The organism is Pseudomonas sp. A214 (genome assembly GCF_900156295.1).
Lineage (GTDB): Bacteria > Pseudomonadota > Gammaproteobacteria > Pseudomonadales > Pseudomonadaceae > Aquipseudomonas > Aquipseudomonas rhizophila.
In genome coordinates this window covers 3,971,737-3,990,200 of record NZ_LT707062.1, presented here as the reverse complement: position 1 = coordinate 3,990,200, position 18,464 = coordinate 3,971,737, and the positions used below count along the sequence as shown (strand labels likewise).

Below are 18,464 nucleotides of genomic sequence, written 5' to 3'. Positions count from 1 at the left end.
AAGCGTCTATGAAATACTCCATAGAGACGGCAGCGTCAGTTCCTGAAAAAACGATCGACAAGGCCACCGTGAAAGTCATCACGGCGGCATCCATCGGCACGGTATTTGAGTGGTATGAGTTCACGCTCTACGGCGCGCTGGCAGCGGCGCTCGCGGTCAATTTCTTCTCAGGGCTTGATTCAAGCACGGGCTTCATTTTCGCCCTTTTGACCTTTGCTGTAGGCTTCATCATGCGTCCAGTCGGCGCGATAATATTTGGTCGAATCGGTGATCGGATTGGTCGGAAAAAGACGTTCCTGATCACCATTGTGATCATGGGGGTCGCGACGGTTGGGGTCGGTGTGCTGCCCACCTACGATTCGGTAGGCATTATCGCGCCGATACTTCTGATCACCATGCGGATGCTCCAGGGCCTTGCGCTCGGCGGTGAGTACGGGGGCGCGGCCACGTATGTTTCCGAGCATTCGAAACCTCACAACCGTGGTTTCAACACTGCCTGGATTTCCGGTACCGGTACCGTTGGATTGCTCTTGGCGTTTGCAGTGGTTCTCGCCTCACGTGCCATTTCGGGTGATGAGTTCAACGACTGGGGATGGCGCATTCCGTTCCTTGCCTCTGTGTTGTTGCTCGGCATTTCGGTGGTGATTCGGATGGGCATGGAGGAGTCGCCTGCATTCAAGAAAATGAAGGAGGAAAACCGTCTCTCCAAAGCACCGCTGACAGAGACGTTCCTGGATAAAGCCAATGCCAAGCGATTAGTGATCGCGCTGTTCGGCATCTGCGGCGGTATGACCTGCGCCTACTACATGGCCGTTCTCTATCCGACTTTCTTCATGACGCAAAGCCTGAAGATTGATCCTCAACAAGCCAATACCACACTGACGCTGGCGTTGCTGGCGGGCCTGCCCATGTTCCTGTTCGCCGGCTGGCTATGCGACCGATTTGGCCGCAAACCTGTGCTGCTGGCAGGCTTCCTCTTGTCTGCCATTTTCATGGTGCCGATCTACAAGGGCATCGCTCACTACGGTAATCCGGATCTTGTGGCAGCCCAGGCACGCGTCCCGGTGACGTTGATTACAGACGGGAGAGAGTGCTCGTTCCTGTTCAACCCGACCGGCACCCGCGTGTTCAAGAGCCCATGCGACGTTGCAAAGCAAGCTCTGACAGCTGCCGGGGTTAGCTACGAAACGACCACAACGTCTGAAGGCGGTACCCGTATAACGATCGGTTCATCCGAGATCAACGTGGCTGACCTAAGCAGTGTTGGTGACGCTGATGTGAAGGCCAAATCTGCAGAACTGAAAACCCAGGTGGTTAACCAGCTTGTTGCAGAAGGATTCCCGGCGACTGCGAAGAAGGAAAATTTCCAGCAGGGGAAGGTGCTGTTGATTCTGATTGGGCTGGTGTTCTGCGGGGTGATCACGCTGACCCCTGTGGCGCCGATGCTTGTTGAGATGTTCCCGACCCGTATTCGTTACACGTCCATGTCGTTCCCTTACCACTTCGCGAGCGGATGGATTGGCGGACTTCTACCGACCGTGGCCTTTGCAATGTCAGCCCAAGCCGGAAACATCTACCAGGGGCTTTGGTATCCTTTGTTTTGGATCTCCCTGTCGCTCGTGGTTGGATTGTTCTTCTTGCGTGAAACTCGGGACGTGGATATCAACCTCTAGGGTGCAAACTACTTCTTGATTGTGTGCAGCCTGGCTCCGGCCAAGGCTGCACCTTTGCGCAGTGACGCGGTGTCGCAGTCGACTCGCGCTGAGCAATTCAGTGACGAGCAACAAAAGCGCAATCTCTTGCGCCTTCGTGTCTGTAAGCAAATATCAGGAGAACCTATCTGGATCCGGGCCCAGCCTGCGCTCCTCATTCAATCGCTCGATGGCATGGAAGTCTTCGTTATCAAGCTCAAAGTCGAAGACCTTGAAGTTCTCGCTGATACGCGAGGGTGTGACGGATTTGGGGATTGCGATCAGCCCCTGGCTCAAATGCCATTTAATGATCACTTGGGCAGGGGTGCGTTGGTGCTTCTGGGCGATGGCCTGAATTTCAGGCTTGGCCAGTGCCTCACCTTGACCCAGGGGGCTCCAAGACTCTGTTTTCACACCCAGGTTTTCATGAGCTTTGCGCAGTTCGGCTTGCTGGAAGAAAGGGTGAAGCTCGACCTGATTCAGAACCGGTTTTACGCCTGTGGCGTTCACGAGCTGATCCAGATGCTGCGCAGTAAAGTTGGAGACACCGATTGAGCGAGCCTTGCCCGCTTTCTGTGCCTCAATCATGGCCTGCCAGGTTTCGATGAACAGCCCATTTGAAGGGGCGGGCCAATGGATCAGCAGCAGATCCACATAGTCGAGCTCCAGGCGCCCAAGGCTTTCGTCAATAGCTCGCAGTGTTCGTTCATAGCCTTGGTCTTCATTCCACACTTTTGTGGTGATGAACACGTCTTGCCGAGGGATGCCGGAGTCTTGAAGGCCTGCGCCCACGCCATCCTCGTTCTTGTATATCGACGCAGTATCCACATGGCGGTAGCCGGTCTTGAGCGCAACACTCACGGCGGCACGAGCTTCTTCCGGGCTGGCCTGCCAGACGCCCAGTCCCAGTTGCGGAATACGATTGCCATCAAGTAGCTCGATCACAGGTTGATGATTATCCATGCTCACCTCGGTCGGTATCTGAGTAAAAAAGGAAGGTCAGGAAGAGCTACGCGACTGAAAACGCTCGACCAGTACAGAGATGCTCATGAGCATCACGCCCAGGACGGCCAAAGCACTGGCAACCCAACCGGTCGAGGCCCACCCCCAGCCAGCAGCGATTGCCCATCCACCCAAGCTAGCTCCAACTGCATTCGAGATATTGAATGCACTGTGGTTCAACGCGGCGGCCAATGTCTGTGCTCGCCCGGCCACATTCATCAAGCGCACCTGGAGCGCTGGCACCAGGGCAAACCCACAGCCAACCATGAACAGGGTGATGAGCGTGGCGATTGACGAGGATGAGAAGATCGAGAAAAACGCCAGGACAACTACGTTCCAAACCTTGATGTAGAAGATCGCGGGTGTCAGCGCGCGGTCAGCTAACCGGCCTCCAATCAGATTCCCCGCGATCATCCCAAGTCCCCACAGCGCCAACACCATGGGTACCTGCTCAACACTGAAGCCTGACACTTCAGTCAGTGTCGGGGTGATGTAACTGTAGACGGCGAACATGCCACCGAAGCCAATAGACGCGGTAGCAAGCGTCAGCCAGATCTGAACGCGCTTCAGCCCTGCCAACTCGGCGGTGGGACTCGCGTGTTCATCCTTGGCGATGGTCGGGATGAAATACCAGAACATGGCCATGGACACGCCGCCAGCAACTGCCAACGCCCCGAAGGTGGCTCGCCACCCCATCATTTGCCCTATCCACGTGGCGACGGGAACACCGATGACATTGGCCGCTGCCAAGCCTGCCATGACATACCCTGCAGCTTGGGCTTTCTTTTCCTTGCCAACCAAGGTCGCTGCGACCAAGCAGGCAACCCCGTAGTAGGCTCCATGCGGCAAGCCGCTGATAAAGCGGGCGATGAGCAGAGAAGGGTGGTTCCAAGCAATAGCGCTGGTCGTATAGCCCAAGGCGAACAGGGCCAGAAGTGCAATGAGCAAGAGCTTGCGGGGCCAACGTGCGGCGAGGATTGCAATGAGTGGAGCGCCGACAACTACCCCTAGCGCATACGCCGTGATGTAGCTACCTGCAGCGGGGATTGAGACCTCGGTGGTTTTGGCGATCTCGGGCAGAAGGCTCATGGAGACGAATTCGCCGGTACCAATGAACAGACCGCCCATCCCGAGGGTCACGATCGCCGTTGCGACCCCGTGAGGTGCAGAGATAGCGTTCGCGTCATGGGTGGAGTGCGTCACTTGGGTATTCATCAGGATGCCCTTTTTTGAGCGTGAAAAGGCCTGCCCCCGTTCCGGGTGAGCGGAACGGGGTTGCGTGGTGTTGATCGAGAGAGGTATTACTTCAGGTCGGCGATGTAGGCGCGGAATTGATCTGCGTACGCTGGATGCCAGCGGGAAAGTGCAGGGCGGTTTTTAATCATGTCGTCTGCCGACCACTGCATGCGGCGCTGGTCTAGCTCTCGCGTGACTTCGTTATCTTCGCAGAACAGGTAGAACTCGCCCCGGGCCATGCTCTCAACCATGCGATCGGCCACTTGGTCGGCTGTCCAAGGTGCCTCCGGCTTTGCGGAACTCTTCGCCATCTCGGGGAAATTCATCGGTGTGTAGGTATAGCCAGGGATCAGCAAATGGGCGCTGACACGATTTCCTGAGCGCTGATAGAGCTCGTGCGCCAGTTGCTCGGTCAGCACCTTCAATGCAGCCTTTGAAACGTTGTAAGCCGCATTGCCTGGTGGTGTGGTGATGCCTTCTTTGGAGCCGAGGTTCACTATGGCCGCAGGAGTGCCATTGCTGAGCAGGTATTCGGTGAAAAGCTGCTGGATAGCCAGCACACTCCAGAAATTGACCTCCATGGTCTGGCGCCATTGACCCAGGTTGCTCCACGGCCCTGCGCCTTTGGCGATAGCAGCGTTGTTCACAACCAGTGATACGTCACCAAATCCTTGGGCGCGATCGTACAGCTCCTGCAACGACTGCTCGGAGGTGACGTCACCGGTAACGGCCAACAGCTGTGCACCCGGAACAGCCTGGTATAGCTTGCTGACAGCGGCATCAAGCGCAGCTTGGTCTTTGTCGAACAGCACGATTTTCATGCCTTCCTCGCAGAGTCGACGTGCGATCGCGAAGCCGATGCCTGCCGCAGCGCCCGTGATGACGGCAACGCAGCCCTTACGAATGGCTGGATGATTCATGAGTTCACCTCCTCAGTGATGGCGGGTATGCAGTGTCAGCTCGGTAATTTCAGGAGGAACACCGAGTCGGATTGGGAAGCCGTTCCAAAGGGCTGTGCCATTGCTGACATAAAGGGTCATGGCCCCAACCCGGTACATGCCAGAAATGAAGCCGCCATTTGCATAGCGTGCGATTTGATTCAGACCCCAAATCATGCCGCCATGTGTGTGCCCGGAGAGCTGGACAGCGACACCTGCTGCGGCTGAGTCATCGGCGCTTTCCGGACGATGCTTAAGCAGCACGATAGGTACGTTGACGGGAACGCCAGAGATCGCCTTGCTGAGATTTGGCCCGGCTCCGTTGTACTTCGCGGCCACCTCGTCGGTAACGCCGGCTATCGCCAGCTTCGCATCACCACGGTCAACGGTGAGGTGCTCGTTGATCAACACCTTCATGCCCAGCTGTTCGAAGACTTTTCGCCAGCGACGTTCCTGAAAGTAGTACTCGTGGTTGCCTGGGATTGTGATGACGCCAAGGGAAGCCCGCAGGTCGCCCAAAGCAGCCACGTCGTGCTGCCTTGCCTCAGGCGTCCCATCAATCAAGTCGCCGGTGATCACCACCAGGTCGCCATTCAACGCATTGGTCTTCGCAACTAGCTCTCTCGTCCACGCCGCATCGAACAAACCACTGATGTGCAGATCCGACAGTTGCACGATACGCATGCCTTCAAACTCCGGCGGCAGGTTCGGTACCTTGATGCTCACGCGCCGAATGGGCGGTACCTGGATAGCTTGTTGAACGCCGTAAACGGACATCAGCCCCACGAGCATTGCTGCGATGGTCTTGTTTCGCGTCGTCATGATCCGTCCTGGATCTTTCGACAGCACCCGCATCCCTAAACTGATGAGGTCAAGCACGAGGATGGTCACGGTGAGCAGCACAAGCGAGCAGAAGGCCCAACCACAAACGATTATCCAACTGCGAGGCATCTCGGGCGAAAACATCGAGCCGAAGATAGCGATCTGAATGGCGTGGTACTGCGCAATGATGAGAACGATGAGCGTGCCAGCTACCCGCCACATTTTGGCAACGGGGAGGGGCAGCACCAGACGCCAGATCAAGTACAAGGATGCAGCTAGGACATAAGCATGAAACACCAGGACTACCTTGAATTTGGTTGAGGCGTATTTATGATAGCGAGATGAACCCCCGAATTTGTTTAGGGGTTTTGAATGCTTTATTGAATTTTGCTCAACATGGAGCGCCTGATGCCCGTCCTTCCTATCGCCAGACTGTCGCGCGCTGACCTAGCCGACTTGAATTCATTCCTGGTCGTAGAGGGGCATCGCAGCTTCACAAAAGCAGCGGTTGAACTCGGTGTGACGACCTCTGCGCTCAGTCACGCCATCAGAAATCTGGAGGAGCGGCTTGGGGTACGCCTCCTGAATCGTACCAATCGAACTGTTTCACCGACGGCAGCAGGCACAACCCTGGCGAAACGTCTGGCCATTGGCTTTCAGGAGATAGGAGGTGCATTGGCAGAAGTGGATCAGCATCGTGATCGACCATCTGGACGTTTACGCATTAACGTTCTGAGCGATGGCGCCAGGTTGCTATTCGTCAAGCATCTCCCGGCATACCTGGATGCTTATCCTGACGTGTCCGTTGAAATTGCGATTGATGATCGAATGGTGGACATCGTCGCTGCAGGATTCGATGCAGGTGTGCGGTACGGGGAAACCATTCCAGAAGACTTCATCGCGGTAGCGATCAGTGACCGTATCCGATGGGTTGCGGCAGCGTCACCACGGTACATTAACCGGGCCCCAAGGCTGGAAACCCCGGGAGACCTCCTCAATCACAAGTGCATCCAGATCCGAACGGGGCAGGGCACCATCTACCGGTGGGATTTTCAGAAGGATGGTGATCACCAGGTGATCGATGTCCCAGGCCAGTTGTGTGTCAATGAAACCGAATTTGGGATACAGATGGCGCTGGCCGATCGAGGCATCACCTATTGCCCCGAGGAGCGCATCCGAGCGTATCTCGATACCGGGCGCTTGCAGGTAGTGCTTGCGGACTGGGCGCCGATAGAGCCGCCTTACTACCTGTATTACCCTGGGAGGCGTCAAATGCCGCCGGGCCTGCGTGAGCTCATCAATATGATGCGTGCCAGGATAGTTGCGTAGGCGTAAGCGGCTTGCCCTTAGGACATCAGGATGGTGTAGATATTCTCACTGGGTTCGACTGCGCCAGGTGTAGGCCCAATCGATGGCAATCATGCACTCGGACGCTGTGCTACAGCGCTTGTCAATAGATGCCCTGCCAGCCGGAACTACTTCGTGTAGTCCCAGAATTTGTGGTTCATCGTGTTTTCAATCTCGCGGATGGATTTGATCAGCTCCTTCGCCTTTTCTTTGGAAATTGCGTTTTTGCTGGCCGCCAGTTGAATTTGCTTGATCTGAGCTTTTCTTTCTTCGAAGCGCTTCCGGTTTAGCTTGAGGCCTTCGATCATGAGTCGAGTGGTCATGCCCATCAACTTGGGGTACTTCATACAGAATTCGATCGCAGGCTTGACCTGTTCGGTGACATCCTCCCATTGGGGATGATTGTCAGCTAATTCATCAAATTTCCCCGGGCTCAACACGCGGTCGTTAGGAATGCCAATTCCCGTGATGCCGGTGTGGAGAAAGACCTTGCGCGCTAGCTCCGAGCAATATGCAGCGGCTTTCATCGGCTTCTTAGACGGCAGGATTTTGTAGGGTTGTGCCAAGTAGAATGCACAGGCCTGATAGACTCTGTCCATGTGTTCTGAGCCCAGTTTCCTGCACCGGATTACACGCCAACCGGGCTTTACATCAGTCAACACCTCCGACACTAGCCTGTTGGAAACTCCCAGGCTGGGCATCGCATCGACGCATACGAACTCTGCGTGCATTAGCGCGACATGGCTTGATCTCGCATGCTCATAGCCGAATTTTTGCCCCTTAGTAATGACTTTCGCTCCGAAGGTGTCTCCCGTGCTGAGAATCACATCACCAGGTTGCAGCAGATTGTGGACAAGGCTGAGCTCTCGGTTGAACGCGTTGTCTTGGCCTCTGACCATGGCACGATAGATTTCCAGTTGGTCAGCTGGCACTCCCTCATAGCGTGCACCGAAATCGATTTGGGCATCGGATTGTCCTTGGATTCGAGCGAGCAACTGCTCGCTTTTTTCCTCTGAAGACATAGCAGCAAAAATACCCGCTGCAGCAGCATGCCGAGCGTTCTGTCGCATCTGATCCAGATCCATGTGAGTCACCCATCCAGTCAAAAATTGAGCAACCAGCGTCCATGCGCCGGGTTTGGTAACCGCTGTTGCTCACTACAAGCCTTGGCCTGCGGTGGCCCGCCAACAGGGGTGGCGTAATGTACACGGCGCCACCGAACCTGCGCTAAGGACTTTTGTGCGCCTAACTGAATAGTTCACAGCAGCGCGTTTTACGTATGGCGGGTATCCGAATTTCAGCACTGCGGAACCTGGGAGTAAGGGGTGAGCCGCAGAGGTGATAGTCACTGAGAGAGCCGACCAGAAATCCTTGGCATTGCCGGAAAACCGCGCAGGCGTGATGCCTGCGCAGGGTCTTTCTTTAACGCCGGTCAATCCAAACGGTTTGGATGTTGCAGAACTCATGCAGGCCGAAATGGGAGAGCTCGCGTCCAAAGCCACTTTTCTTGACGCCGCCAATCGGGACGCGTGGGTCAGAAGCGGTGTAGCCGTTGATGAACACCCCTCCGGTCACCAGCCTGGCCGCATACTGCTTAGCTTTAGTGACATCCCCCGTCCACAGGCTTCCAGCAAGCCCGAACTCACTGTCGTTGGCGAGCACAATGGCATGTTCAGGGCTGTCCGCCACGATGATGGATGCGACCGGCCCGAAGACCTCCTGGACGAAGGAGGTCATCCCGGGTTTGACGTCAGCCAGAATGGTTGGCTCGTAGTAGTTGCCGTCGCCTGGAATCCTCTTACCACCCAGCAGCAAACGGGCTCCCTCATTGATCGTCGCCTGGACTTGGCCGTCTAGCTCTTCCCGCAGGTCGAAGCGAGCCATCGGCCCAATGTAGGTGGCTTCGTGGAGCGGATCACCGATCTTGAGCTGTTTAACGGCTGCTACGAATTTTTCTTCAAATTCTTGGGCCACGGCCTTCTCGACAATGATTCGCTTGGCAGCGATGCAGATCTGGCCAGTGTTCTGGAAACGACCAACAGTGGCGGCTTTCACTGCTTCATCGATGTCGGCATCGGCGAGAACAATGAAAGCATCCGACCCACCCAACTCCAAGACGCACTTCTTCAACTCCGCGCCAGCTTGAGCGGCAATGGCAGATCCCGCGCGTACACTGCCCGTGACGGCGATGGATGCAATGCGAGGATCCTTGATCGCCCGGCTTACGCCGTCTGGTGCGACGTTGATAACCTCAAAGAGGCCTGCAGGAAGCCCAGCTGCTTCCCAGGTCTGCTGCAGCAGGTAGGCGCAACCCATGACATTCGGCGCATGCTTCAGGACGTATGGGTTACCTGACAAAATGGCCGGGACGGCGCCTCGCAGGATTTGCCAGATCGGGAAATTCCAAGGCATCACGGCCAGAACTGCGCCTAGTGGGCGGAACTCGATGAACGCTTGATTGTTTTCCACCAGCGTCGGTTGGGGCTCCAGCATCGATGGGCCATGTTCCGCATACCACTCGCACAATGCCGCAGTCTTCTCAACCTCGGCGAGGCCTTGGCTGACGGGCTTGCCCATCTCGACGGCCTCCATACGTGCGAGGTCGGCCGCATTGGTACGCAGCGCGCGAGCCATGTTGGTCAGGATGGTCGCACGCTCTACGACAGGTACTGTTCGCCAAGCGTTGAAGCCACTCTGCACGCGCTCCAAGGCCTCATCAAGCTCGCCATCAGATTGGTACGGGTATCGAGCTACAACCTCGCCGGTGGAAGGGTTCAGTGACACGGCTTCGTTACGGTAGTCCGGGTAGACCATTTTCTATCTCCTCTTAATCAGTCATCGCGCTCCTGCCGCTTTGGCGTCGGGCGCGTGTCGGTGGGCGGTGTTGCAACTGCAGGAACCCGTTGCGCTCCGAGGCTATATATCGTATTCCTGTAATACAATCTGGTTGTAGCATTATCGATTTCTTGCTCCTACCATACGCCGGGTGCGCATCGGCAAAAAATGAATATTTCAGAATGAACCATTCTCTTTTAGTGAATTTATGGATCTAACGCAGCTTGAGATTTTCCGGGCTGTTGCGGAGGAGGGAAGCGTGACCGCTGCGGCGCAGCGCCTACACCGCGTACCCTCAAACGTCACGACAAGGCTGAAGCAACTGGAGAGCGAGCTGGGTGTCGAGCTCTTTATCAGGCAACGGCTGCGCCTGTATTTGTCTCCCACCGGGGCAGTCTTTCTGGACTATTCCAGGAAGATCCTCGATCTAGTGAGTGAGGCAAGAGGGGTAATCAAGGGTGGCGAACCGCATGGCATGTTTGCCATTGGCTCATTGGAGAGCACGGCAGCCGTGAGGATGCCGGCGGTTCTAGCAAGCTTTCACCAGCACTACCCTGCAGTGCAGCTCGATCTGACAACTGGCTCCTCAGCAGAAATGATCATTGGTGTGAGCGAGGGGCGCCTCGCAGCGGCGTTCATCGATGGGCCCATCGGGCATTTGGCATTGGATGGTCAAAAGGTCTTTGAAGAGGACATGCTGGTCATCGCTCCGCGCAAACACGCACCGATTCGGCATCCGCGTGATGTGGCCGGCGAGACGGTGTATGCCTTCCGTTCAAATTGCTCATACCGTCGCCACTTCGAAAACTGGTTTGCATCTGCCAGGGTTCGGCCGGCCCGTGTTTTCGAAATGGAGTCCTATCACGGGATGCTCGCTTGTGTGTCCGCAGGGGCTGGGATCGCGATGTTTCCGAGGAGCATGCTCAGCGCGATGCAGGGGGCCGAAATGGTGGAGTCGTTCCCACTGTCGGGGTCGTTCTCGAAGGTGGAGATCTGGCTGGCCTGGCGAAAAGGGTTCATGCACCCAAACGTGAGTGCTCTCCTTCAACTGCTTAGCCCTGATCTGCCGCAGAGTGATGCTGGTGACCCCTTAGGCACAGCCACGGCTTAAGTTCTTTAGGCCAAAAAAAGCCCGCCCCAATGCTACAGGGCGGGCAAAGACGGTAAGCAGACCAGCGTTACCTGAGTTCACCCGTACGGCGTAGGAGCGCCGTGGCTGTGCAGGGTGACATCGCGAAACATAGCGCTGCTCGACCTGCAAAAAAACTGAATTCGAAGGAAGGGATCGTTCTCGCAAAGAGAATGTTCTGGTCAAGCCCTTGTAGGCCGCGCCCCGCAGAATACGGGGGGTAGAGCAGTCTAGGAAATTTTTCTTCAGGGACTTGCAACTCGTCGCAGAGGGGGTATATTGGCGTTGAGTCGCGGTATTATTGTATTACAATCATAACGAGGAGCTGCCGAATCGAAGGCTCCTAGGTGGCTCTGGAATCGAAACCGGTATGGCAGGAGCTGTACCAGCGCCATACCGATCGCAGGGATGCGAAATCAACAAAAATAATCAGGTGACGATATGCCTATCATCAATATTCAAGCCTTTGAAAAGGTCGCCAAAACGGATCCGGAATTCGTTCGGGAGACTCGCTATTTCAACGGTACCCTCAAGCTGGTTGCCGGTTCAGAACAGCATCACCTGACCTTCAACGAAGGGAAACTGGAAGCTGTGGAGTCGGGAGCGCCGGACGACACTCAAACCGAGATCATGGTCAAGGGCACACCTGAACTGTGGAAAGAAATGCTCGCTGAGAAGCCGAAGCCGTTCTTCCAGAGCCTGCAGTCCACAGCCATCAAGCACGGCCTGTCTATCAGTGACAGCCATGCCACCTTCGCCTATCTGCCAGCACTGAATCGGATGATGCAGCTGCTCCGCAAAATCCATTCGCAGGAGTGCTGAAAAATGGCCAAGCATGATCCAATTGTAGGTCGCTATATCTACCTGAACGTCCAAGGCATCGAGTACCGGGTGTACTACGAAGAAGCAGGGCAGGGTATTCCGCTGCTGGTTGGCCACACCGCAGGTTCCGACGGTCGCCAGTATCGTCATCTGCTGTGTGATGAAGAGGTCACCAGCAAGTTCCGCGTCATCGCGTTCGACCTGCCTTACCACGGTAAGTCCCTGCCGCCGTATGGGGTGAACTGGTGGGAGCAGGAATACAAGATGACTCGCGACTTCATGCTGGACTTCCCGCAAGCACTGAGCGAAGCCCTGCAACTGGACTCGCCAATCTACATGGGTTCGTCGATGGGCGGCCATCTGGCAATTGACCTGGCGCTGTACCGTCCGGATCATTACCGCGCCACTATCTCGGTTGAAGGCGCGCTGCAGTCCGCTCAAGAGTACGTTGATGTCGGTATGGCAGGCATCCGTCGGGAGTTTGACAACCCCAACGTCAGCCGTAACTCCATCGGCGCGGCGATGATGCTGAACATCTCACCGTATTCGCCAGAAGCGAACGTCCGTGAAATTCAGTGGGAGTATATGTGCGGTGGCCCAGGTGTCTTTGCCGGTGACCTGAACTATTACTACTACGAGCACAACGTAACTCCGGAACAAGCACGCACTATCGATACCAGCAAGTGCATGCTCTACCTTCTGACAGGCGAATATGATCCGAACACTTCGCCTGCCGAAACTCAGATGGTGGCCGATCTGGTTCCCGGCGCTAAGTTCTGGCCTATGGAAAAGCTGGGGCACTTCCCAGCCACCGAAGACTACACGGCCTTCAGGGAGTATCTGCTCCCCATCCTGAATGAGATTCACACCAAGTCGTTGTAATGTCCGGACGGGAGGCAGTAACAGTACTGTCCTCCCATCCAAAGAACCGCGATTTAAAACAACAAGAATGATCGGCGCATCTGCCAATCAATAAAATTCTACTCGTGGAGTATTAAAAATGTCTCAGTGCCCGGAAAATGGTGCTTGGCGACCTGCGTCCGTGACTAATGCTCAAGTAAAATATGCAACGCTAGTGGCATTTCTGGCTTGGACATTTGCTGTTTATGATTTCATTCTTTTCGGCATGTTGTTGCCAGAAATTGGTAAAGCGACAGGTTTGGATGATGCTGCTCAAGCGCGTCTCGCGACCTGGGTCGCTTTTGGTACGGTTGTTGTAGCGCTCGCAGTAGGGCCACTGGTAGATCGGTTCGGTCGTCGGGCTGGCATGGTGATCACTGTGGGCGGTGCGGGTATCTGCTCTGCGCTGACGGCAGGGGCTGGCTCGATCGGAACATTGATGCTCACCCTCATCCGATCGCTGGCAGGTCTTGGCTACGCCGAGCAAGGCGTCAATGGCGCTTACCTGAGTGAGCTGTACTCCGCATCGAAAGATCCCCGTATTGCGAAGCGTCGTGGCCTGATCTACAGCTTGGTGCAAGGCGGCTGGCCAATTGGTGCACTTTTGGCAGCGGGGTTGACCGCAGTCTTGCTTCCTCATGTCGGCTGGCAGGGGTGCTTCATTTTCGCCGCAATCCCTTCCCTGATCGTAGCGTTCATGGCAACGCGCTTGCGTGAAAGCCCTCAGTTTGAGGCGCTGAGCAAAATCAAAGCCCTCAAGGCTTCGGGTAAGAACGGTGAGGCTCAGGCGCTTGCCCAGAGCCAACAGATAGAACACGAACACTCTGCTGGGCTGGCCAGCGTGCTCAAGGGTAAAGCGCGTCGAGCCACCCTGGTACTTGGCTGCGCGCACCTGCTTAACTGGTTCCCCGTTCAGATCTTTAGCGTCTTGGGCACCACAGTACTGATGAGCGTGCACCACGTTTCTTTTGGCAATTCGCTGATCATCCTGCTCCTGTCCAATCTGGTGGCTTATCTCGGATACCTGACCCACGGTTACTTCGGCGACCGCTTTGGTCGACGCAATGTGATTGCTGTGGGATGGATGCTGGGTGGCGCTGCGTTCTGGGCCATGCTCAACGGCCCTAGCGAGACGTGGATGGTCATTGCTCTTTACAGCATCGGCCAGTTCTTCCTGATCGGCCCTTACTCGTGCCTCTTGTTCTACGTCGGTGAAAGCTATGACTCCTCTGTGCGGGGCACCGGCGCATCGATCGTCACGGGCATTGGCCCGGTAGGGGCAATCATTGCCAGCGCGGGCTCGGCAATGTTCTTGGGTGCTGGTGATTCCTGGCTGCAAGCTGCGGTCTGGTTTGGCGCTGTCCCATGTGTACTGTCTGGCTTCATGTTGTTCTTCGCTGCGCCAGTGAAGCAACACACCGAAGAATTTGAGGTTGCTCAGTCCGGTCACGGGTCGGTTTGAGAAATGGATAATGGGCCCCGTCGATTGACGGGGGTCTCAACGGTTTATTTGCAAAAGGTGGATCACGCGTATGTCTTTGCCCAAAGTACTTTTCATAGGTCTCGGCATGATGGGCCGTCCTATGGCCACCCACATCGCCAAGGCCGGCTACCCGTTGATCGTCAGTGACATGAACGAGGTCACTGTTGCCGAGCTGTGCAACGAGGTTGGCGCATCCGATCTGAAGTCGGCTGATACGATCAGCGACGTTGGCATCGTCATCACCATGCTGCCCAACTCCGCCATTGTTCGAGATGTCCTGGTCGGCAAACAACGTATTGCTGCTCAGGTAAAAAAGGGCGCCGTGGTCATCGACATGAGTTCGTCGGAGCCCCTGCAGACTCGCGAGCTGGCCGCTGAGCTTGAAGCTCTGTCGATTGGCTTGCTCGATGCTCCAGTGTCGGGTGGCGTTAAGCGCGCAGTGTCCGGCACCCTTGCCATCATGGTGGGTGGTACCGCTGAACTGGCCGCGCAAAATGATGCGCTGTTGACCAAAATGGGCAAAACCACGCATGTGGGCCCTGTTGGCGCCGGGCATGCGATCAAAGCATTGAACAACTATGTCTCCGCAGCTGGGCTGCTGGCCGCTGTTGAAGCGCTCCATGTCGGCGAGAAGTTTGGGCTTGATCCGGCAGTGATGACTGATGTCCTGAACAGTGCGTCAGGCTCTAACAACGCCACCCTCAACAAGGTGCATCAGTTCATGCTGAACGGCACCTACGCCTCGGGTTTTGCGCTTCAGCTGATGGTCAAAGACCTGAAAATCGCTGTCGCACTGGCGGAGCAAATGGGCGAGGACATGAAGCTTGGGCATGAGTGCCTTGAGGTGTGGATGGATGCTGCTGAAGAGTCCAATCCTCGCACCGACCACACTGAGATGTATCGCATTGTGGGTCACCACGGCTGATACACCTGGCATTGCTGGCTGACTTGTCGGCAATGCCGGTACCTCCGATCTGAGCCTTACCGTGTAATGCCTAGCTAAATAGTATGGGGCAGGGGGCTTATTTGCCTCCACCTCTGCTGGGACGCTTTGGGAAGCAGTGGGTTCAAGGTTTCAAAGCATATCGCTAGAGCGCAGCCACCCCTATTGGATGCTCTAGCCGGGCTACATACACCCAAACACAATCGCATCAGGCGCTTCAAAGCGTTGCATTTACAGAGGAAATACCATGAGCAGCGAACTGTTCGAAAAAGGCTTCAACAACCGTAAAGCTGTCCTGGGCGCTGCCCACGTAGAGCGTTCCTGGTCAGCCGCCGACGATTTCAACAAACCGATGCAGGCGCTCGTCACCGAGTACTGCTGGGGCGCGATCTGGGGTGATGACACGCTCCCCTTCAAGACCCGCAGCCTCCTGAACATCGGGATGCTGACCGCCATGAGCCAACACCATGAGCTCAGTGTTCACGTCAAAGGTGCTCTCACCAATGGCGTAACGAAGGACGAAATTCGCGCCGTCCTGATGCAAGCGGGTATCTACGCCGGCGTGCCGCTGGCCCTGGCTGCCTTCCGCGTTGCTGGTGATGCAATCAAAGCTTGGGAAGAAGAGAACGGCGCTCGATAACTCTTCCATAGCCTGGGGTCGATATCGTCGGCTCCAGGCTCTTAGCCTTTCTGTAGCCCCTCGAAGTATTCCCTTCCTGCAAAAGCCGCTTGCCCCCTCGGTTTCCTAGCCTCCAAGATGGCTAGCTGATATCGTTATGTTTCTTCCGCTACTTTCGGCAACTAGGTGTAGACGTCTCATGCCACAAGTGCTTGCTTTAGCAACGCAGATGTCTGGCTTTAGCGAATCTCATCAGATAGGACTCAAGGGAAAATTTCGACAATGGAAAGTAACACTACTGAGAAAGAGTTGGATGTGTCAGCAGAGGGCGGTGTTCTAGGAGACTGCGCGCTGTGTGATGGCAAAAATGTTTTACTGAAAGAGTCTCACAGTATTCCAAAATTTGCGTATGACTGGCTCAAAAAGACGTCACCCACGCAGTTCATAAGGGATACTAGGGACGTCAATACCCGACACCAGGATGGGCCAAAAAAACATCTTTTGTGCGGAAATTGCGAGAGAAAGCTTGCCGTCTGGGAGAAAAAGCTTGCCGAGGGGTTATTCAGAAAAATAGCAAACTATCAAAAGCAAGCCTCGACAGTGGATATCAGCGAGGAAGCAAAGCTGGCTGTTCTGTCAGTATTCTGGCGAGCACTGCTCACAAGAAAGGATGATGACAATGGCTGGACGGATGAGGATAAAATCGCTATAGAAGTTTTTCTGAAGTCTGCTAAAGAAGATGTACTTAATAATCGATGTAGTACGACTATTTACTTTGCGCCGTTCTGCGGGGAACCTCCATTTTACGGGCTGCCTAAAGAATATACCTATGGTTTAGATCGTGGGATCGGAGCCCAGGATATTCGATTCTTTGATGATCCTCACCGTTTTTTTGCAGTGTTTAAGCTCCCATTCATGTATTTTTACATTCTCAGCCCTGGCTGGCCTTGCGAGGAAGTATCCAAGGCAACAAAATTTGAGGTGGGTGACCTTGACGTAAGCAAGATTCAGGATGTGCCGGATATTTTGAAAAACTACATCGCGAAGATCTATAAAGACTTCGTGAACTCAAAGGCTAAAATGGACAAGGTGAATCAAGAGCAAATTCGACGAGATGTCGAGAAAAATGGTGGAAAAATTACCGGGTCGGACAAGTCTCTGCGCAGATCTGGTCAATAGCATTTGGATTCGGAAAGCTTATTTCCGATTTCTGGCCGAACCCATATGCGATCCTAAATGGCAATGTCAGGTGGAGTAACATGCCTGGAAAACCACCAAAAGCTCAATGGCGTTTCCAGGCCTATTTTGCTGGTCACCTGGTGGTGACTTTTCACGGCTCTTTCTTAGGGATCACTTCCACCAGTATTCGATTTGTACGCCGAAATTGGAGCCATGCCTATCTGTGCCGAAGGCACCAGTGTCCGACAAGGCCGATCCAGCTACCAGCTCGGACGCGGCGGCTTGAGCTTCTTTGTTCCACTGCGCGTAGGTGTAGTACAGACGGATTTCCGGACGAGCCCAGAAGTCAGGCCCGGCAGGTGACCAGGTCGGCGCGAAGGTGAATTTGTCGAGCTTGCGTGTTCCACCCGGGGCCGAGACTTGGTCATGGCCGAACTCCGCCACCAGCTTGAACTGGTCAGTGAGTGCATAGACAGGGCGTATGCCAACGGAGAGCCAGTTTTGATCGGCACCGCCTGGCTTCTTGTCTTTCTGGAAGACGACATCGAACTGGCCGCTCATTTGGCGCGTCATCTGCCAATCGAAATACTCGACGACCCGCCAGCTCTTGGAGCTGTTATCCAGACTAGGATCCCCTGTATAACCCAAGCCGGTGCCCGACCCTTCACCGTATTGCACTGCAAAGGTGTTGTGACCACCAAGGAAGGGCGTTTGTTTGTGTTGCGCAGTGAAAGCCCAGCCACTGTCGACTTGAGCCTTCTCTGGATTCTCGATGTAGCTAATGCCCAGCTGCAGCACACCGCCCGGGTTGACCTCGATGCCATCAATGTTGAAGTCGTGTCGGTTGATGTAGTCACGTTGAAAGACGTTGTCCTTCCGTGAGAATGCATAGCTGTACTTGTAGTCACCGATTTTCACATCCTCGATGCCGGCGCCAGTGGCGCTCTGATTCCAGTAGAAATAGTCGGAGATCAGGATGTCGTTACGTTTGTAGAAGCGGCGTCCTGCCCATACTGAACCACCATTGAGCGCTGAGACGTTGCTCCATTGCGCGTACATCTGAGCCATCCTTGCCCAACCGTTGTCTCCCGTGAACGTGGGTGAATGACCATAGTCAGCCCACAGCGCAGCCATACCATCAACGCTCAAGACTGATCCGTCGTTGAAGCTCATGACATCCTGGCGAAGCTCCAGCTCGCTGTACTGTTCACATTCGTTGCCCAGGCGATATTTCGTCTGTGCTCCGGGCAGTTGGAAGCACGACTGCGTTCCTCCGCTTGTCGAACCCCCGACGCCCGAGCGGAGGTATCCAGAAAACTCCAGCGCTTGGGCTAAGTCAGTGAGGGCCAGCGGGGCCATGGAGAAGATGAGCGCGTGTTTCAATGCTTTGTTCATGAAGTGAGGTGACCTTTTGTTATTGTTTTCGCACTGTTTTGGCCGCGAGCGGCCACACATCAGCCCACCGGCCTTTTAACTGGCCAGTGAGCTGAATTCTTCAGATGGAGCTTATGGAGGAGG

The 18,464-nt window shown here is 55.2% G+C and carries 16 protein-coding genes; 9 read left to right on the top strand and 7 right to left on the bottom strand.

Features of this window, described 5'->3' with window-relative positions; translation table 11 throughout:
- Nucleotides 1-8 precede the first annotated feature (8 nt).
- Entirely contained in the window at nt 9-1,673 is a 1,665-nt protein-coding gene (locus BW979_RS17850) for an MFS transporter (RefSeq protein ID WP_083714421.1), read from the top strand.
- A gap of 153 nt (nt 1,674-1,826) precedes the next feature.
- Here BW979_RS17850 and BW979_RS17845 read toward each other — a convergent pair whose 3' ends face one another.
- The 4 genes from BW979_RS17845 to BW979_RS17830 form a co-directional block, all read right to left on the bottom strand.
- Complete coding sequence (locus BW979_RS17845) at nt 1,827-2,654, bottom strand: aldo/keto reductase (protein ID WP_076384838.1); 828 nt, start codon at nt 2,652-2,654, stop codon at nt 1,827-1,829.
- A 36-nt stretch (nt 2,655-2,690) separates the two neighbouring features.
- Nucleotides 2,691-3,821, bottom strand: a complete 1,131-nt coding sequence (locus tag BW979_RS17840) for an MFS transporter (protein ID WP_231990627.1) — start codon at nt 3,819-3,821, stop codon at nt 2,691-2,693.
- Nucleotides 3,822-3,994: 173 nt separating this feature from the next.
- Nucleotides 3,995-4,849: an SDR family NAD(P)-dependent oxidoreductase gene (locus tag BW979_RS17835; protein WP_076384834.1), complete on the bottom strand. Its 855-nt coding sequence runs from the start codon at nt 4,847-4,849 to the stop codon at nt 3,995-3,997.
- 12 nt (nt 4,850-4,861) lie between these two features.
- Entirely contained in the window at nt 4,862-5,986 is a 1,125-nt protein-coding gene (locus BW979_RS17830; RefSeq protein WP_076384832.1) for a metallophosphoesterase, read from the bottom strand.
- A 111-nt stretch (nt 5,987-6,097) separates the two neighbouring features.
- Between BW979_RS17830 and BW979_RS17825 the strand changes: the two genes are divergently transcribed.
- Nucleotides 6,098-7,018 carry a LysR family transcriptional regulator gene (locus BW979_RS17825; RefSeq protein WP_076384830.1) on the top strand — a complete coding sequence of 307 codons (921 nt, stop codon included), beginning with the start codon at nt 6,098-6,100 and terminating at the stop codon, nt 7,016-7,018.
- Between the two features lie 146 nt (nt 7,019-7,164).
- On the opposite strand, the gene BW979_RS17820 is transcribed toward BW979_RS17825, so the two are convergent.
- Entirely contained in the window at nt 7,165-8,121 is a 957-nt protein-coding gene (locus tag BW979_RS17820) for a hypothetical protein (protein WP_083714419.1), read from the bottom strand.
- A gap of 337 nt (nt 8,122-8,458) precedes the next feature.
- Nucleotides 8,459-9,850, bottom strand: coding sequence for an aldehyde dehydrogenase family protein (locus tag BW979_RS17815; RefSeq protein ID WP_076384828.1), 1,392 nt, complete (start codon nt 9,848-9,850; stop codon nt 8,459-8,461).
- Nucleotides 9,851-10,079: 229 nt separating this feature from the next.
- Between BW979_RS17815 and ptrR the strand changes: the two genes are divergently transcribed.
- The 7 genes from ptrR to BW979_RS17780 all read left to right on the top strand — a co-directional run bounded on the left by ptrR (nt 10,080) and on the right by BW979_RS17780 (nt 16,946).
- The gene (gene ptrR, locus BW979_RS17810; RefSeq protein WP_076384826.1) at nt 10,080-10,982 is read left to right on the top strand and encodes a putrescine utilization regulator PtrR; all 903 of its coding nucleotides are present in this window, start codon (nt 10,080-10,082) and stop codon (nt 10,980-10,982) included.
- A gap of 459 nt (nt 10,983-11,441) precedes the next feature.
- Nucleotides 11,442-11,822, top strand: a complete 381-nt coding sequence (locus BW979_RS17805; protein ID WP_076384824.1) for a hypothetical protein — start codon at nt 11,442-11,444, stop codon at nt 11,820-11,822.
- Between the two features lie 3 nt (nt 11,823-11,825).
- Nucleotides 11,826-12,704, top strand: a complete 879-nt coding sequence (locus BW979_RS17800; RefSeq protein ID WP_076384822.1) for an alpha/beta fold hydrolase — start codon at nt 11,826-11,828, stop codon at nt 12,702-12,704.
- A gap of 118 nt (nt 12,705-12,822) precedes the next feature.
- Nucleotides 12,823-14,184 (top strand): MFS transporter, encoded by a 1,362-nt coding sequence (locus tag BW979_RS17795; protein ID WP_076384820.1) that lies wholly within the window; start codon nt 12,823-12,825, stop codon nt 14,182-14,184.
- A gap of 70 nt (nt 14,185-14,254) precedes the next feature.
- Nucleotides 14,255-15,130 (top strand): NAD(P)-dependent oxidoreductase, encoded by an 876-nt coding sequence (locus BW979_RS17790; RefSeq protein WP_076384818.1) that lies wholly within the window; start codon nt 14,255-14,257, stop codon nt 15,128-15,130.
- Between the two features lie 265 nt (nt 15,131-15,395).
- Nucleotides 15,396-15,788 carry a carboxymuconolactone decarboxylase family protein gene (locus BW979_RS17785; RefSeq protein WP_076384816.1) on the top strand — a complete coding sequence of 131 codons (393 nt, stop codon included), beginning with the start codon at nt 15,396-15,398 and terminating at the stop codon, nt 15,786-15,788.
- Between the two features lie 261 nt (nt 15,789-16,049).
- A complete protein-coding gene (locus tag BW979_RS17780) occupies nt 16,050-16,946 on the top strand; it encodes a hypothetical protein (protein ID WP_076384814.1) in 897 nt (298 codons plus the stop codon).
- Between the two features lie 171 nt (nt 16,947-17,117).
- On the opposite strand, the gene BW979_RS17775 is transcribed toward BW979_RS17780, so the two are convergent.
- The gene (locus BW979_RS17775; protein ID WP_083714417.1) at nt 17,118-18,341 is read right to left on the bottom strand and encodes a maltoporin; all 1,224 of its coding nucleotides are present in this window, start codon (nt 18,339-18,341) and stop codon (nt 17,118-17,120) included.
- Between the last annotated feature and the right edge of the window lie 123 nt (nt 18,342-18,464).

What these genes read in the sequence shown, in the direction of transcription:
- BW979_RS17850 (WP_083714421.1), top strand. Translation starts at nt 9, where the DNA reads ATGAAATACTCCATAGAGACGGCAGCGTCAGTTCCTGAAAAAACGATC.
- BW979_RS17845 (WP_076384838.1), bottom strand. Translation starts at nt 2,654, where the DNA reads ATGGATAATCATCAACCTGTGATCGAGCTACTTGATGGCAATCGTATT.
- BW979_RS17840 (WP_231990627.1), bottom strand. Translation starts at nt 3,821, where the DNA reads ATGGGCGGTCTGTTCATTGGTACCGGCGAATTCGTCTCCATGAGCCTT.
- BW979_RS17835 (WP_076384834.1), bottom strand. Translation starts at nt 4,849, where the DNA reads ATGAATCATCCAGCCATTCGTAAGGGCTGCGTTGCCGTCATCACGGGC.
- BW979_RS17825 (WP_076384830.1), top strand. Translation starts at nt 6,098, where the DNA reads ATGCCCGTCCTTCCTATCGCCAGACTGTCGCGCGCTGACCTAGCCGAC.
- BW979_RS17820 (WP_083714419.1), bottom strand. Translation starts at nt 8,121, where the DNA reads ATGGATCTGGATCAGATGCGACAGAACGCTCGGCATGCTGCTGCAGCG.
- BW979_RS17815 (WP_076384828.1), bottom strand. Translation starts at nt 9,850, where the DNA reads ATGGTCTACCCGGACTACCGTAACGAAGCCGTGTCACTGAACCCTTCC.
- ptrR (WP_076384826.1), top strand. Translation starts at nt 10,080, where the DNA reads ATGGATCTAACGCAGCTTGAGATTTTCCGGGCTGTTGCGGAGGAGGGA.
- BW979_RS17805 (WP_076384824.1), top strand. Translation starts at nt 11,442, where the DNA reads ATGCCTATCATCAATATTCAAGCCTTTGAAAAGGTCGCCAAAACGGAT.
- BW979_RS17800 (WP_076384822.1), top strand. Translation starts at nt 11,826, where the DNA reads ATGGCCAAGCATGATCCAATTGTAGGTCGCTATATCTACCTGAACGTC.
- BW979_RS17795 (WP_076384820.1), top strand. Translation starts at nt 12,823, where the DNA reads ATGTCTCAGTGCCCGGAAAATGGTGCTTGGCGACCTGCGTCCGTGACT.
- BW979_RS17790 (WP_076384818.1), top strand. Translation starts at nt 14,255, where the DNA reads ATGTCTTTGCCCAAAGTACTTTTCATAGGTCTCGGCATGATGGGCCGT.
- BW979_RS17785 (WP_076384816.1), top strand. Translation starts at nt 15,396, where the DNA reads ATGAGCAGCGAACTGTTCGAAAAAGGCTTCAACAACCGTAAAGCTGTC.
- BW979_RS17780 (WP_076384814.1), top strand. Translation starts at nt 16,050, where the DNA reads ATGGAAAGTAACACTACTGAGAAAGAGTTGGATGTGTCAGCAGAGGGC.
- BW979_RS17775 (WP_083714417.1), bottom strand. Translation starts at nt 18,341, where the DNA reads ATGAACAAAGCATTGAAACACGCGCTCATCTTCTCCATGGCCCCGCTG.